The 13,396-nt window shown below is 39.8% G+C and carries 15 protein-coding genes; 7 read left to right on the top strand and 8 right to left on the bottom strand.

What is annotated here, in order from left to right:
- Positions 1–85: 85 nt before the first annotated feature.
- From G6W41_RS01985 to G6W41_RS02000, 4 genes are all read left to right on the top strand, one after another.
- Entirely contained in the window at positions 86–421 is a 336-nt protein-coding gene (locus tag G6W41_RS01985; protein WP_103599125.1) for an ArsR/SmtB family transcription factor, read from the top strand.
- A gap of 259 nt (positions 422–680) precedes the next feature.
- Positions 681–1,463: a MetQ/NlpA family ABC transporter substrate-binding protein gene (locus G6W41_RS01990; protein WP_002940462.1), complete on the top strand. Its 783-nt coding sequence runs from the start codon at positions 681–683 to the stop codon at positions 1,461–1,463.
- Between the two features lie 76 nt (positions 1,464–1,539).
- Positions 1,540–2,319 carry a MetQ/NlpA family ABC transporter substrate-binding protein gene (locus G6W41_RS01995; protein ID WP_194170459.1) on the top strand — a complete coding sequence of 260 codons (780 nt, stop codon included), beginning with the start codon at positions 1,540–1,542 and terminating at the stop codon, positions 2,317–2,319.
- 140 nt (positions 2,320–2,459) lie between these two features.
- Positions 2,460–3,065 (top strand): DedA family protein, encoded by a 606-nt coding sequence (locus G6W41_RS02000; RefSeq protein ID WP_194170460.1) that lies wholly within the window; start codon positions 2,460–2,462, stop codon positions 3,063–3,065.
- 50 nt (positions 3,066–3,115) lie between these two features.
- Here the strand turns inward: G6W41_RS02000 and murI are convergent, their stop codons facing one another.
- A complete protein-coding gene (murI, locus tag G6W41_RS02005; protein ID WP_194170461.1) occupies positions 3,116–3,904 on the bottom strand; it encodes a glutamate racemase in 789 nt (262 codons plus the stop codon).
- A 91-nt stretch (positions 3,905–3,995) separates the two neighbouring features.
- Here murI and G6W41_RS02010 point away from each other — a divergent pair, with 91 nt between their 5' ends.
- Together G6W41_RS02010 and murG are read left to right on the top strand one after the other, a co-directional pair.
- On the top strand, positions 3,996–5,156 hold the full coding sequence (locus G6W41_RS02010; RefSeq protein WP_103567521.1) for a peptidoglycan glycosyltransferase FtsW: 1,161 nt from the start codon (positions 3,996–3,998) through the stop codon (positions 5,154–5,156).
- Positions 5,153–6,175, top strand: a complete 1,023-nt coding sequence (murG, locus tag G6W41_RS02015; RefSeq protein WP_194170462.1) for an undecaprenyldiphospho-muramoylpentapeptide beta-N-acetylglucosaminyltransferase — start codon at positions 5,153–5,155, stop codon at positions 6,173–6,175. Before G6W41_RS02010 ends, murG begins: the two co-directional genes overlap by 4 nt.
- Here the strand turns inward: murG and G6W41_RS02020 are convergent.
- Positions 6,167–6,901, bottom strand: a complete 735-nt coding sequence (locus G6W41_RS02020; protein WP_103575918.1) for an imidazole glycerol phosphate synthase — start codon at positions 6,899–6,901, stop codon at positions 6,167–6,169. The two genes, murG and G6W41_RS02020, sit on opposite strands and share 9 nt — an antisense overlap.
- Positions 6,902–7,016: 115 nt before the next feature.
- On the opposite strand from G6W41_RS02020, the gene G6W41_RS02025 reads away from it, so the two are divergent.
- Complete coding sequence (locus G6W41_RS02025; protein WP_194170463.1) at positions 7,017–7,775, top strand: hypothetical protein; 759 nt, start codon at positions 7,017–7,019, stop codon at positions 7,773–7,775.
- Here the strand turns inward: G6W41_RS02025 and G6W41_RS02030 are convergent, their stop codons facing one another.
- From G6W41_RS02030 to G6W41_RS02055, 6 genes are read right to left on the bottom strand one after another with little or no spacing between them, the layout of a single operon-like run.
- Positions 7,776–9,026: an RNA polymerase factor sigma-54 gene (locus G6W41_RS02030; protein WP_242039885.1), complete on the bottom strand. Its 1,251-nt coding sequence runs from the start codon at positions 9,024–9,026 to the stop codon at positions 7,776–7,778. It abuts the gene before it with no gap.
- A 3-nt stretch (positions 9,027–9,029) separates the two neighbouring features.
- The gene (gene lptB, locus G6W41_RS02035) at positions 9,030–9,758 is read right to left on the bottom strand and encodes an LPS export ABC transporter ATP-binding protein (protein ID WP_002940487.1); all 729 of its coding nucleotides are present in this window, start codon (positions 9,756–9,758) and stop codon (positions 9,030–9,032) included.
- On the bottom strand, positions 9,751–10,149 hold the full coding sequence (tsaE, locus tag G6W41_RS02040; protein ID WP_087581678.1) for a tRNA (adenosine(37)-N6)-threonylcarbamoyltransferase complex ATPase subunit type 1 TsaE: 399 nt from the start codon (positions 10,147–10,149) through the stop codon (positions 9,751–9,753). Before tsaE ends, lptB begins: the two co-directional genes overlap by 8 nt.
- A complete protein-coding gene (locus G6W41_RS02045) occupies positions 10,149–10,394 on the bottom strand; it encodes an RNA-binding S4 domain-containing protein (protein ID WP_002940508.1) in 246 nt (81 codons plus the stop codon). The genes tsaE and G6W41_RS02045 overlap by 1 nt, the downstream gene beginning before the upstream one ends.
- 33 nt (positions 10,395–10,427) lie before the next feature.
- Complete coding sequence (locus tag G6W41_RS02050; protein ID WP_194170465.1) at positions 10,428–11,255, bottom strand: alpha/beta hydrolase; 828 nt, start codon at positions 11,253–11,255, stop codon at positions 10,428–10,430.
- The gene (locus G6W41_RS02055; protein ID WP_346010872.1) at positions 11,249–13,345 is read right to left on the bottom strand and encodes a TonB-dependent receptor domain-containing protein; all 2,097 of its coding nucleotides are present in this window, start codon (positions 13,343–13,345) and stop codon (positions 11,249–11,251) included. Before G6W41_RS02055 ends, G6W41_RS02050 begins: the two co-directional genes overlap by 7 nt.
- Between the last annotated feature and the right edge of the window lie 51 nt (positions 13,346–13,396).

Below are 13,396 nucleotides of genomic sequence, written 5' to 3' on the forward strand. Positions count from 1 at the left end.
TTTTATATGATTATATACTAATATAGGAATATAGTCAAGTATAAATTTAGCTCTTTTAAGTTAAAATCATAAAAAAGGTATAAAAATGCAATATGTTGATATTCTTGCGCTAAAAAGCGAATTTATGAGAGTTTTGGCCCATCCTGTTAGGATTGGAATAGTTGAGGTTTTAGGTGATAAAAAGATGAGCGTAGGTGAAATTTGCGAGCTTTTAAATAAAGAACAAGCAACGGTTTCAAAGCATCTTGGGGTATTAAAAAATGGGGGAATTTTAAAAAGCGAGAAGTCCGGACTTAATGTTTTTTACTCGGTTGATATTTGCTGTTTGCCAAATTTTTTGGAATGTTTAAAAAATATTTTAGAGGAAAAAGCAGCCAAAAACTCAAAAAATGCAAGAGGTGTCATAAAAAGTCTAAGATAAATTTCTAAAATTTATTTTTTTTTAAACTTTATTTATTTAGAATGCGCGAAATTAATTTTAGCTGAAAGGACAAAAGATGAAATCAGATATGTGCCAGATGTGCCGCCTACTAAAAAACGCGTCGTCGAAAGACTAATCCCTAAGCACAGAATTTCTTTTTAAGTGCTTAGAAATAGCTTAAGTACTTAAAAAGAAATTTAACCTTCTAGCTTAAATTTATCCTTTTTGGTGCTTGGCAAATTTTAAAAAAGGATAACAAATGAAAAAACTACTTCTTACCTCTTTAGTTGCCCTAGGCCTTAGCGTTAGCGCAAATGCTGCTGACAAGTCAAAAACAATAATCGTCGGTGCTACACCTATCCCACATGCTGAAATTTTAGAGGTTGTAAAGCCTATTTTGGCAAAAGATGGCTACACACTTGAGATCAAGGAATTTAACGACTACACCACGCCAAACCTTGCGACAGAGGACGGCGACCTTGATGCAAACTTCTTTCAGCACATCCCATATCTTGAAGAATTTAACAAAAACAAAGGCACTCACCTTGTAAAAACAGTTGGCGTGCACCTCGAGCCAATGGGAGTTTATTCTAAAAAGATCAAAGACATAAAAGAGCTAAAAGATGGCGCAGTGGTCTCTATCCCAAATGACCCAACAAACGAGAGCCGCGCACTTGACATCGTAGCTAGCGCTGGACTTATCAAGCTAAATGATAACCCGCTAAAAACTCCGCTTGATATAGTTGATAACCCTAAAAAGCTTAAATTTGAAGAGATCGAGGCTGCTCAAGTGCCAAGAACGCTTGATGACGTTACTATCGCAGTTATCAACACAAACTACGCGCTAAATGCAAATTTAAATCCAACAAAAGACGCGCTTGTGATCGAGGGTAAAGATAGCCCATACGTAAATTACGTAGTTGTAAAAGCTGGCAATGAGAACAGTCCTAAAACTAAAGCCCTTGATAAAGCTATCAACTCACCAGAAGTTAAAAAATTTATCGAGACAAAGTATAACGGCGCTATCATCCCAGCGTTTTAATTAAATTTATAAAAAGCGACGTAAAAGCTTTTACCTTTTTAGCGTCGCTTCAAATCAAACCAAAAAAGGAAAAACAATGAAATTTATCAAACTTTTAACCGCATCTTTAGTTGCTCTAAGCCTTCACGCAGCCGACAAAGACCACACTATCACTGTTGGCGTCTCACCTGTGCCACACGCTGAAATTTTAGAATTTGTAAAACCAAAGCTAAAAGATAAGGGCTATGACCTTGTTATCTCTGAAATTTCAGACTATTCGATACCAAATGTCGCCACAGAAGATGGCAGCTTAGACGCAAATTTCTTTCAACATTTACCATATCTTGAGGAGCAAAACAAGGCTAGAGGCCTGCATCTTGTAAGCGTTGCGAGCGTGCATGTTGAGCCACTTGGCTTTTACTCTAAAAAGATAAAAGATATCAAAGAGCTAAAAGATGGCGCAAAAGTGGCGATAGCTTACGATCCGTCAAATGGCAACAGAGCGCTTAGAATTTTAGAAAAGGCTGGTCTTATAGAGATCAATAAAAACGTAAAAGTTGCAACTGTAAATGACATAACTAAAAATCCTAAGAATTTGCAGTTTGTCGAGCTAGAAGGTGCTCAGATCCCAAGGACACTTGATGATGTCGATATCGCTGCTATTAGCACAAATTTCGTCCTTGATCTTGGCATGAGCGTGGCAAAAGACGCACTTTTACTTGAAGACGCTAACAGCCCTTATGCAAACATCATCGTCACAAGAGCTGGCAACGAGAACAATCCTAAGATCAAAGCTTTAGTTGATGCGGTGCTTAGCCCTGATACTAAAAATTTCATCATCACTCGCTACAAAGGCGAGGTCATACCTGCATTTTAAAAATTGGGCGAGCTTTCGCCCTACTTCTTTATAAATTTTTACTACCCCATTTAATTTAAATTTTATCACTCCATGTTGGTTACTATTAGTAAATAAAGCTTTGCTACAATGGCTCGCTTTATTAAATTTTCGGAGTAAAAATGCTACATGACATTATTGATTTTATCGTTTCAAGCGTGAGTAGCTGGGGCTATGCTGGGATATTTGTGATGATGTTTTTGGAGAGCTCTTTTTTTCCATTTCCAAGCGAAGTGGCGATGATACCAGCTGGATATCTAGCTCACAAAGGCGAGATGAGCTTAGCACTTGCTTTTATCTCAGGCACGCTTGGTAGCTTGCTTGGAGCCATTTTTAACTACTATCTTTGCTACTTTTTTGGACGTGAGATCATCTTGAAATACGGCAAATTTGTCGGCATCACTCACGAAAAGATGGATAAATTTGAAGCATTTTTTAATAAACACGGCGAAATTTCGACCTTCAACTCACGCCTTATCCCAGGAATTCGTCAGTATATAAGCCTGCCAGCTGGGCTAGCTAAGATGAACATTTTTAGATTTTGCCTATTTACCACGCTTGGCGCTGGGATTTGGTGTGCGGTTTTACTTGGAGTTGGCTATTTTCTAGGTTCAAATCCAGATAAACAGACACTTCTAACGATCACGATCGCCCTTTTAACTGTGGTTGCGGTAATAAGTGCTATCTATATAGTAAAACAAAGAAAGAATACATATAAAAATACATAAAATTTAGTGTATTTTGCTAAATTTGGCTCAAATTTTTAGCTAAATTTAGCCTAGCTGACCACTCTCATTTTTTCTAGGCGAGCTAAATTTCTTGAAATTTTCTCTAGCTCACTTTGCTCGCACACCTCGTCACCTGAGTAGAAAAATTTTATATTTGGAGTTAATTTTATATTTGATATTTGAAGCCCAAGTTCGCTTATGAGGCGCTTTACCGTCCCTTCGTTGCCATCTATTATGCTTATATTTGCTGGCAAAATTTCTCTTAAGCTATCTTTGAAATAGTTAAAATGTGTGCAGCCAAGCACCAAAAAGTCAAATTTACTTAGATCAAATTTACCTAGCTCATCTTTTAGATATGACTTCACGCTTTGGCTATCAAATTCAGAGTTTTCAGCGAAATTTACAAGGCGAGACAGAGCTAGCAGTTCAGTTTTATCTTTTGCGTTTAAATTTGTGATCAGCTCTTTTAGTTTTGCGCCATTTACGGTGACTAGAGTGGCGATGACAAGCGTTTTTAGGGCGTCATCGTGACTTAGATCGTGAGCTTTTTTTACAGCTGGCTCCATGCCGATGATGGGTACGCTCAAATTTGCTCTAAGCTCTTTTATCGCAACGCTTGTAGCTGTGTTACAAGCTACCACGACAGCTTCTGCGCCATTTTTAACAAGAAATTTCACCGCATCAAAGCTAAATTTTAAAATTTCATCCCTGCTCTTTTGTCCGTATGGGACATTTTTCACGTCTGCGTAATATAAAAATTCATGCTCGCTAAGCTTACTTAAAGCTTCGTTTAAGACGCTAAGTCCGCCAAGCCCAGAGTCAAATATACCTATCTTCATGCCCATCCTTAAAGCCTGCAATTATAGCAAATAATATCTTTGTAAGCCGTTTTTTATTATACTTTGGCTCATTTTAAAGTTGGAGCTAAATTTGGCAGTTGATAAGGTCATTTTTTATCTTTGCGCGACTTTGATCGCCATAAGTATCATTTTCTCACTATCTTTGCCAGTTTTTACAGTTTTATTTTTTAACTACGACGAATTTCACTTTTTCATCCGCCAGTTTGCAGTCGGCTGCATAGGAATTTTTCTCATGTGGTGGCTCTCAAGGCTAAATCCAGACAAAGCGCTTAACTGGATAGGGTTTAGCCTTTTTGGCTTTTGCATCATCGCTATGATACTTATGCATGCCCTGCCAGCTTCTATGGTGACTGATGCTGGCGGTGCAAGACGCTGGATCAGGCTGCCAGGCTTTTCGCTTGCGCCTGTTGAGTTTTTCAAAGTTGGTTTTGTCTTTTTTTTGGCATGGAGTTTTACTAGAAAATTTAGCGATGGCAAGAGAACTTTGATGGATGAGATTAAGATACTTTTTCCATATTTAATTCTTTTTTGTGTAGCCATTGTTTTGATCGCTATTTTACAAAATGATCTTGGACAGGTTGTGGTTTTGGCGCTTACTTTTGTGACGATGGCTCTTTTTGCAGGGGCTAGCGTTAGGCTCTTTGGCATAGGCATTGTTGGCGCTGCCTTTGTTATGACGGTGGCGATAGTTAGCTCAGAGCACAGAATTTTACGTATAAAGTCATGGTGGGGCACGATACAAAATATGGTTCTCTCTTTTTTGCCAGACAGCGTGGCAAACGTGCTTAGAGTGGCAGACGCACCAGAGCCATATCAAATTTCTCACTCACTAAATGCGATCAAACACGGCGAGTTTTTTGGCGAGGGGCTTGGTGCTGGGATATTTAAGCTTGGCTTTTTAAGCGAAGTGCATACGGACTTTGTGCTAGCTGGCATAGCTGAAGAGGTCGGTGTTTTTGGCATTTTATGTATCACAGCGATCTTCATCACGCTACTTTATAGGATATTTAGAATTTCAGCCAGGAGCGAAAACAAGGTCTATCACCTATTCTCACTTGGTATCGGGCTTATCTTATCGTTTTCATTTTTGATGAATAGCTACGGCATCACATCGATCACGCCGATAAAAGGTATCGCTGTGCCATTTTTGAGCTATGGCGGTAGCTCTGTGCTTGCTATATGCATCGGCATCGGCATGGTCTTGATGGTTAGTAAAAAGGCAAAACTATGATAGTTATTTGTGGTGGCGGCACTGGCGGGCATTTGGCGATCGCTAGAAGCTTTTGCGAGGAGCTAAATGAGAGAGGCATAAAGCCTATCTTCATCGGTTCAACTAGCGGTCAGGATAAATTTTGGTTTGAAAATGATGATAAATTTGCAAAGAAATTCTTTTTACCAAGCAGTGGCGTCGTAAATAAAAGAGGCCTAGCCAAGCTAAAATCACTAACAAATATCATAAGCCTAGCTTTAAAATGCAGGCAAATTTTTAAAGAAAATGGCGTAAAAGCAGTCATCAGCGTGGGAGGCTACTCAGCAGCCCCAGCAGCCATAGCAGCCATCATCTCAAAAACGCCACTTTTCATCCACGAGCAAAATGCCGTAACCGGCAAGCTAAATAAAATTTTAAAGCCATACGCAAAGGGCTTTTTTAGCTCTTATGATGAGCTCTCGCCCTGCCCTTACCCTGTGGCAAAGAAATTTTTTGATAGCCAAAGAGTTAGAGACGAACTAAAAACTATACTATTTTTAGGTGGCTCACAAGGGGCAAAAGCGATAAATGAGCTAGCTATAAATTTAGCCCCATATCTTAAAGAAAAAGGGATAAAGATCATTCATCAATGCGGCAAAAACGCCCTTGATGAGCTTAAAAAAAGATATGATGAGCTTGGATTTAGCGAGGCAAATTTAGAAATTTTTGACTTTAGCAAAGAGATAGAAAAGAAGATGAGCGAGGCTGATCTTGCCATATCAAGAGCTGGAGCTAGCTCGCTTTGGGAGCTTTGCGCAAATGCCCTGCCTTCTATCTTTGTGCCATTTCCTTATGCTGCTGGCAATCACCAATTTTATAACGCTAAATTTCTAAAAGATAAAGGCATAGCTGAAATTTGCCTGCAAAATGGCGAAAATTTAGACAAAGATGAAGTCATAAAAATGATCGAGAGCTTTGATCTAAACAAAAGCAGCAAAGCTCTAAAAGATATCCTTTTGCCAAACGGAGCAAAAGAGATAGTGGATAAAATTTTAAGCTAGATCTTCGCCTATGGCGTAGGCTTTTAGCTCTCGTAGCTCGTAAATAAGGTAGTGATAGATAAGCTCATTTGTTTTTAGGCTCTTGCCTGAAAGCACTGGCTTTATCATCTCGATGATCCTATCTGTGATGCCTGCGATCTCAACCAAAAGTAGCTCATCACCCCTTTGCTTGGCAACCCTTATGCAGTTATAAAAAAATGTGTAGATAGTTTTAAAATTTTCCAAAACGACGTTTGAGACGATTTGAGAGTCGAGATGTAAAATTTTATTCATCCTATTTTGTAGTTCCATTAGCTCGGCAAGTAGCCCTCTTATCATCGCTGTATCGCCACTTCTTGAGAAGATACTCTTCTTCTTTTTTTTGTTTTGTATCTGATACTCAGCGACTAAGACCTGCATAATGTTTGAGATGTTTGTCAGGCTCTCTTGTAAATTTTGATTAGTCTTTAGGCTCACTCCGGCTTTTTCTATCTTGTAGTATAGGCTTTTGTTTGTCTGCTCAAGGTATGAGCTAATGTTTTCGTAGTAATCTTCAGTATTAAAGACATTTTTAAAAAAACTGCCCTCGTCTGTTGTGCTGTAAAGTCTTTTTTTGATCTCTTCGACATTTTTATTAAAAGTAAGCGCATCGATCTTTGTCTCAGGCTCGACAACGCCGTTGTTTTCGATAACTTCCAAGTTTTTCTTAAGCGTATTTATCAGCTTATCAATCTCATTAAAATCCATTTTGCCTCTTTGAAATTTTTGGCTATTTTACTATAAAAAGCTGAAGTTTTCGCTTGCAATTCTTAAAAAGATATTTATACTTCTTTTAATAAAATATCTCAAAAAAGGAGCAAAAATGAATGGTGAAGTTTTTAACTCTTGCATTATCGTAGCCTCTATAAAGCAAGCATTAAAGTCAAATTTAGAGCTAAACTACAAAAGCGAAAAATATATAAAAAGCCTAGTTTTTGACTTTATCTTAGGTGATGAGCCAGAAAAAAGAGAGCAAGCTAGCATAAATGAGTGGTTTAAGCACGCCTTAAAGCTTGGGCTAAGCGACGTGAGATATGCCACAAATTTGAGCGTCACATCAGAGGAGCGCTCGCTGCAAGGCTTTTCAAACGTAAGCTACAAGTCTATTCTTTGCATTTATAAAGATAAAATGAGCTATCTCGTGCCTCACTGGAGCTTTGAAGAAGACAAAAAGGGCTGGGATATAGTCTATAAAGAATTTAGTCTAAATGGCATGCCAGAGATTCAAAAATTTAGTGATAACACTTTGGAATTTAAGGATATCCTAACAAGGATCTCTAAATTTGCAGATGAGATAGAGTGTGAGAATTTTGGCGATTGCTTTAGGGAAGGGCTAAAAGCGCTAAACGAGCCAGAAAAGATAGAGCAAAATATCCTAAATGCGCCACTTATGCCAAAGCTAAATTTGGCTCTTTTTAATGCGGCAAGTGCAGCTGATGTCTTTGGTGGTATGGGCTCATGGAACGACGACGCAGCAGGTTGGGCGCAGCATAAAAAACGCGCTAAAGAGTATGATGAGCTTAGCGGTGAGCTTTTTACGCAGATGCATAAAGCCACTCTTTTTGCCATAAATGAGTGGTAGCTAGCCGTTTATCTGATATATCTTTTTTCGCTGGCTTGAGCTGCCGATGTTTAGAATTTTGCGGTATTTGGTGATGGTTCGGCGAACGATTTGGATATTAAATTTAGCTTGGATTAGCTCTTGGATCTTTAGATCAGAAAGTGGCTTTTTGTGATCTTCATTTTTGATAAGCTCTAGTAAAAATTCCTTTATCGCGGCGTTTGAAGTCTCCTCGTCAAAGCCAGTTGCAAAGAAATTTTTAAGTGCGACCGTACCTCTTGGAGAGCTTAAGTATTTGTTTGCGATCGCTCTTGAGATGGTTGAAGGGTTGCGCCCTAGCTCGTCTGCTAGGTCTTTTAGCTTCATAGGCTTTATGTCGCCACCCAAAAAGTAATCATACTGATACTCAACTATCATGAGCCCTATCTTATAAAGTGTCGCCTTTCTCATCTCAAGGGCGTCTATGAGCTCGCTTGCCTCTTTTATGCGTGAGCTGACAAAGGCCTCTTTCTCGTCTAGCCCCTCAGTATCGACCAAAATTTCAGGATAATACTCGTCATTTATCTGCACACTTATGCCACTGCTTGTGCTTAGCACGAAGATGTCAGGCACCGCCTCTTTTTCATCTTCAAGATACTCAATGGCTGGGGGATTTTTAAATTTCTTTATGATCTTTAGCGCGTCGTCATAGAATTTAAGTTTTCTAAGTTTTTCTATATTTTCAAAATTTAAGATGATCTTTCTTGCGCACTCTATGATCTCTTCGCTTGACTCTGCCTCGCCAAGCTGAAACAAAAAGCTCTCTTTAATATCCTTTGCGCCCACGCCACATGGCTCAAGGTAGGCAAATCTCGCCCTAACTCGCTCTACCTCATTCTCATTAAAACCAGTAAAAATTTCATCATCATAAGAAAAATACCCCTCATCATCTAAACACTCAATGATCTTATACGCGATATCTTGGGACTTTTGCGTGGGGAAAAGTGGTGGATTTATCTGGCTAATAAGCTTTTCATAGAGGCTTTCTTTATATATGCTTAAAGCCTCGATGCTCTCGCTAACCGAGTTTTTGCTAACCTGCTCGAAAAAATTTCGCCTTTTTTCGCTTTTTTCTAAATTTTTATGCTCGATCGTGGCAAAAGGGTTCTCTTTTATAAAAGGCTCAAGCGTCTCTTTTAGCTCATCAAGCCCGCTTTGAAGGATAGGAAGCCAGCTTCTTAGCGTTTGGTTTAGTTTGATCTTTGGCGCTAAAGTTTGCTTTTGCCTTAGCATCATCTACTCAAGTAGCTTAAATTCTTCGCCAAGATAGTGCGTTCTAACGAGCTTGTTGTTTGCCACTTCACTCGCACTGCCGCTTGCTAGCAGCGAGCCATCTTTGATGACGTAGGCTCTGTCGCAAATGGCTAGCGTCTCACGGACGTTGTGGTCAGTTATCAAAACGCCGATACCTAGCTTTTTAAGGTCTCTAACGATACTTTGAATGTCGCTAACTGCGATAGGATCGACGCCTGCAAATGGCTCATCAAGCAGTAAAAATTTTGGCTTTATGATGAGACTTCTAGCGATCTCACAGCGTCTGCGCTCGCCACCACTTAGGCTAACGCCCTTTCTTAGGCGGATAGGCTCGATATTTAGCATATTTAGCATCTCATTTACTCTTTTAGAGATATCTTCTTTGCTTTGATTTAAAATTTCAGCCCCAAGGAGTAAATTTTCTTCTACACTTAGCTCTTTAAATATGCTTGACTCTTGCGGCAAATAGCCAATACCAAGGTGCGCTCTTTTGTGAAGCGGGACGTTTGTGATCTTTTCATCATTTAAAAAAACATCTCCGCTAGTTGGCGAGATGAGCCCGCAGATCATATAAAAAGTGGTCGTCTTTCCAGCGCCATTTGGCCCAAGAAGCCCCACGACTTCGCCACTATTTACCTCTAAAGATATACCTTTTATGATCTCACTTTTTTTTATCGTCTTTTTTAGATCTTTTACTTCTAGTTTATGCACTTATAACCTCGTATTTTCTGCCATTTTTGCTAGGAGAAATTTTTACTAATGTATAGCTCTCGCCGTTTTTCTTTAGAGCTTTTTCTAAATTTTCATCGCCCCACTCTACTAGATGAAGCCCCTCTTCAAACAAATTTTCAAAAAGGCCATTTTTTGCCATTCCGTCAAATCCGATCTGGTAAATGTCGTAGTGGTAGATATCTTTACCATAAATTTGCATCAAAGAAAATGTCGGCGACGTCACGCTATCTTCTATGCCGTGCGCCTTGATGATCGCCTTTACAAGCGTCGTTTTGCCACTTGCTAGATCGCCACTTAGTAGTACCACGCCACTTTTTGGAAGCACCCGCACAAGCCGGTCAAGCTCATTTTCTAAAAGCTCAAAAACCATCAAAGCTCTTTTACATATTCGCTCTGGGCGCTTTTTGGTATGCTCTTTGTAGTTGGGATCGCTAGCACCTCATATCTTGCCTCACGAGCTAGAAATTTGATAGTGATCACGTCGCCTATCTTAACATCTTTTGCCGCTTTTGCCTGCACGCCGTTGATGCTCACAACGCCGCTTTTGCACATATCTTCGCTAACAGCACGCCTTTTGGTGATATTTACTACGTTTAAAAATTTATCTACTCTCATGCGGCGGATTTTAACAAAAATAGCCTTAAATTTTTAATCCTTTAGATATTTTAAAAGCTCTTTTAAATTTAGAGGTATGACGCTGCCATGGGTTTCATTTTTAAAAAGCTCAAAGTGAGAATTTACCCCACTTTGTTTTAAGATTCCAGCCAAATCGCTCGCCTTTAAAATGCCAGCTTTGTCAGTTTTGCCCTTTCTCTTTTCAAACTCACCAACGCTAAGAAAGACGAATTTAGCCTTTAGTTTCTCTTTAAATTTACCATCGCTCACGTTTTGCTTTAAAATTTCAGACTCGCCCCACCAAAGAGATGGCGAAGCGATAAAGAAATTTGAAAATATGCCCTCATTTTTAAGCATGGCATAGAGCGTAAAAAGGCCGCCAAAAGAGTGTCCATAAAGGCTTTTTTGGCTATTTTGCACGTTAAATTTCTCATTAATTAGAGGCACTAAATTTCTAGTTAAAAAGTGGTAAAACGCATCTGCGCCACCACCTTTGCTAAACTCCTCACCCTTTGCCTTTGGCGTGAGATCTCTTGTGCGTTTTTCTATCTCGTAGCTTTTGTTGCTGTCATATCCTATGCCTATTATTAGCGGTGCAGTCGTGGCGTCAAATTCATTTAAAAGCATGTTAAACTGGGCGTTTGCGTCAAGCAAGAAAAGCACGTTTTTAAACTCATTTTGCCCCTTTAGCTTGGCTGTGAAAATTTTATAAATTTCATCATTTGCGCTCATTTTAAATGTTGAAATTTCAAATTTACTAGCAGCTTTTTGGCTAAGTGGCTCAGGCGTTTGTTGCGGAGCTGCTTGTAAAATTTGCGTCACGCCAAGCGTAAAAAGCAAAAATTTAAAGGCTCTTACCATTTTGCAGCGACCTTAAACCAAAATCTCCTGCCCTCTTGCGGATAAAAGTAGTATGTATCGCCCACAAGCGCCTCATCGTATCTTACTTTATCAAAGATGTTGTAGGCATTTAGGCTAAGCGTTAGGTGCTTGTTTGCGTCCCAGCTGACGCCTGTATCGAAGGTCAGTAGGTCTTTTGTGTTCTCTCTTACACTATTACCAGCACCAAAATTTACGCTTGTTAGTTTGCTCTCGTAGTTTGCACCAAAAAATGTCTTAACGCTTTTTACAGGCTTATATGTAAGCGTGGCGTGAAGTGTGTGCTCTGGCGTTGCTGTTAGGCTTTTGCCATCAAGCCTGTTAAGCCCAGTTTGGCTAAATTTCATCGGACCATTTGGCGTGTTTATCGTTGGGTTGCCAGTTTTTATCTTTGACTTATTATAGGTGTAGTTTGAGCTGAAATTTAGATTTGAAAGGATGTCATAGTCGCCACTTAGCTCTACGCCCCAAACGGTCGCACCTTCTATGTTAAAGTAAGTTCCCCAACCAGGGCAAGTAACATCTGGTGCATTTGTGCAAGTGCCAAAGGCTGGAATTCCATTTACTCTTTTACTGCCATCAGTGTCTAGGATCTTATCTTTAAATTCATTTCTAAAAAGCGTTACCGAGCCTCTAAAATCAGCCTGATTGTCATAATACGCCCCAACTTCATAAGTCGTGCTCTTTTCTGGCTTTAGGTCCTTGTTGCCAAAATCAACTATACTCCAAGCCTTTTGAATAGTGCCTACTTCAGGAGAAATTTGATTGACATTAGGTGTTTTATAGCCAGTCGCTACGCCGCCTTTTAAGCTTAGCGTATCTGTGGCGTTATAGACTAGATAGGCTCTTGGCGAGAGGTGGTTGCCAAAAAATTCGTTGTGTGTGAGCCTTGAGCCAAGCGTTAAAAAGAGCTTCTCATCTAAAATTTGCCACTCATCTTCGATAAATCCCGCATGCTCGCTCATCGAGTAGGTCTTTGGATCTTTTAAGCCGTTTCTTGAAGCGTTTGAGACGATGAAGGTCGTGCCGACATTTTGTTTGCTAAAGTCATAGCCAAAAGTTAGAGTGTGTGCGCCAAAAAACGTTGTAAATTTTGAGTTAAAGTTGTGATTTTTAGCTTTTGCTGGTATAAATTTGTCAAAAAGGCTCGTTCTTTGGGTCTGGTCATAAATGTAGCTAAGATCGGCATTTAGGCTATCAAATTCGCCAAGATAGCCCACGCCATAGCTCTTTTTCTCATAGTCATAGGCGTTTAGAAGTCTGTTTGTTCTAGTAGTGGCTGACTTTCCAACAGTTCTTGAGTAATCATGCCTTTCATTTGAGCCAAGGATAAAAAATTTATTGTGCTCATCTGGTGTGATCCAAAGTTTTGCGCTTAAATTTCTCTTATCGCTCTTTTGATAGCCACCTTTGTAATTATCCTCATCTCTTAGCTTTTTGTATCCCCAAAGCTGAAGCGCAAAAAGCTCTTTGTAAAGTGGCAAATTTAGATAAAAATCCCCTTGCCTGCCATCGCCTATGCCTTTGTGAGTGTTGATAAGTGTTGAGAGGCCGACGTTGCCACTAAATTTTGAAAAGTCTTTTTTGGTGATGATGTTGATGACGCCGCCGACTGCATCACTGCCATAAAGCGAGCTCATCGGCCCACGGATGACCTCTATACGCTCGATCGCCTCGGCTGGCGGGATGAAATTTGAGTTCATATCCCCTGCTCCGCCCTTTGGATTTGCGCTGCTAGAATTTACCCTTTTGCCATCTATCAAAACTAGCGTTTGAGAGCTTTCCATGCCGCGTATCGAGATGCCACTAGCTGGACCATCCTCGCCGCCAACGACATTTACGCCTGGTACCTTTTGCGCGATTGAGTGAAGTGAAGTAAAGCTATCTTTTGTTAGCTCCTCGCCGCTTATCACGCTGATGCTTGCAGGGGCTTCTTTGATCTGCTGCGAAAAGCCGCTCGCACTTACTACGACGCCATCTAGCTTAGTTTCGTTGTTCTCTTTCTCTACTGCATAGAGAGAATTTGCCACACAAGCGCTAAGGCAAATGGCGATAAATTTTGATCTATTCACGGATATCCTTTTGTTAAATTTAATCTTTGATAATGAAAGCGAAACGCAAAT

This window comes from Campylobacter concisus, assembly GCF_015230035.1.
In the GTDB taxonomy this organism is placed as follows: Bacteria; Campylobacterota; Campylobacteria; order Campylobacterales; family Campylobacteraceae; genus Campylobacter_A; species Campylobacter_A concisus_BK.

Excerpts from the sequence above, each read along its gene's own strand:
- G6W41_RS02045 (WP_002940508.1), bottom strand. The coding sequence starts at position 10,394 with ATGAGAGTAGATAAATTTTTAAACGTAGTAAATATCACCAAAAGGCGT.
- G6W41_RS01985 (WP_103599125.1), top strand. The coding sequence starts at position 86 with ATGCAATATGTTGATATTCTTGCGCTAAAAAGCGAATTTATGAGAGTT.
- murI (WP_194170461.1), bottom strand. The coding sequence starts at position 3,904 with ATGAAGATAGGTATATTTGACTCTGGGCTTGGCGGACTTAGCGTCTTA.
- G6W41_RS01990 (WP_002940462.1), top strand. The coding sequence starts at position 681 with ATGAAAAAACTACTTCTTACCTCTTTAGTTGCCCTAGGCCTTAGCGTT.
- G6W41_RS02000 (WP_194170460.1), top strand. The coding sequence starts at position 2,460 with ATGCTACATGACATTATTGATTTTATCGTTTCAAGCGTGAGTAGCTGG.
- G6W41_RS01995 (WP_194170459.1), top strand. The coding sequence starts at position 1,540 with ATGAAATTTATCAAACTTTTAACCGCATCTTTAGTTGCTCTAAGCCTT.
- G6W41_RS02025 (WP_194170463.1), top strand. The coding sequence starts at position 7,017 with ATGAATGGTGAAGTTTTTAACTCTTGCATTATCGTAGCCTCTATAAAG.
- G6W41_RS02050 (WP_194170465.1), bottom strand. The coding sequence starts at position 11,255 with ATGGTAAGAGCCTTTAAATTTTTGCTTTTTACGCTTGGCGTGACGCAA.
- murG (WP_194170462.1), top strand. The coding sequence starts at position 5,153 with ATGATAGTTATTTGTGGTGGCGGCACTGGCGGGCATTTGGCGATCGCT.
- G6W41_RS02020 (WP_103575918.1), bottom strand. The coding sequence starts at position 6,901 with ATGGATTTTAATGAGATTGATAAGCTGATAAATACGCTTAAGAAAAAC.
- tsaE (WP_087581678.1), bottom strand. The coding sequence starts at position 10,149 with ATGGTTTTTGAGCTTTTAGAAAATGAGCTTGACCGGCTTGTGCGGGTG.
- G6W41_RS02030 (WP_242039885.1), bottom strand. The coding sequence starts at position 9,026 with ATGCTAAGGCAAAAGCAAACTTTAGCGCCAAAGATCAAACTAAACCAA.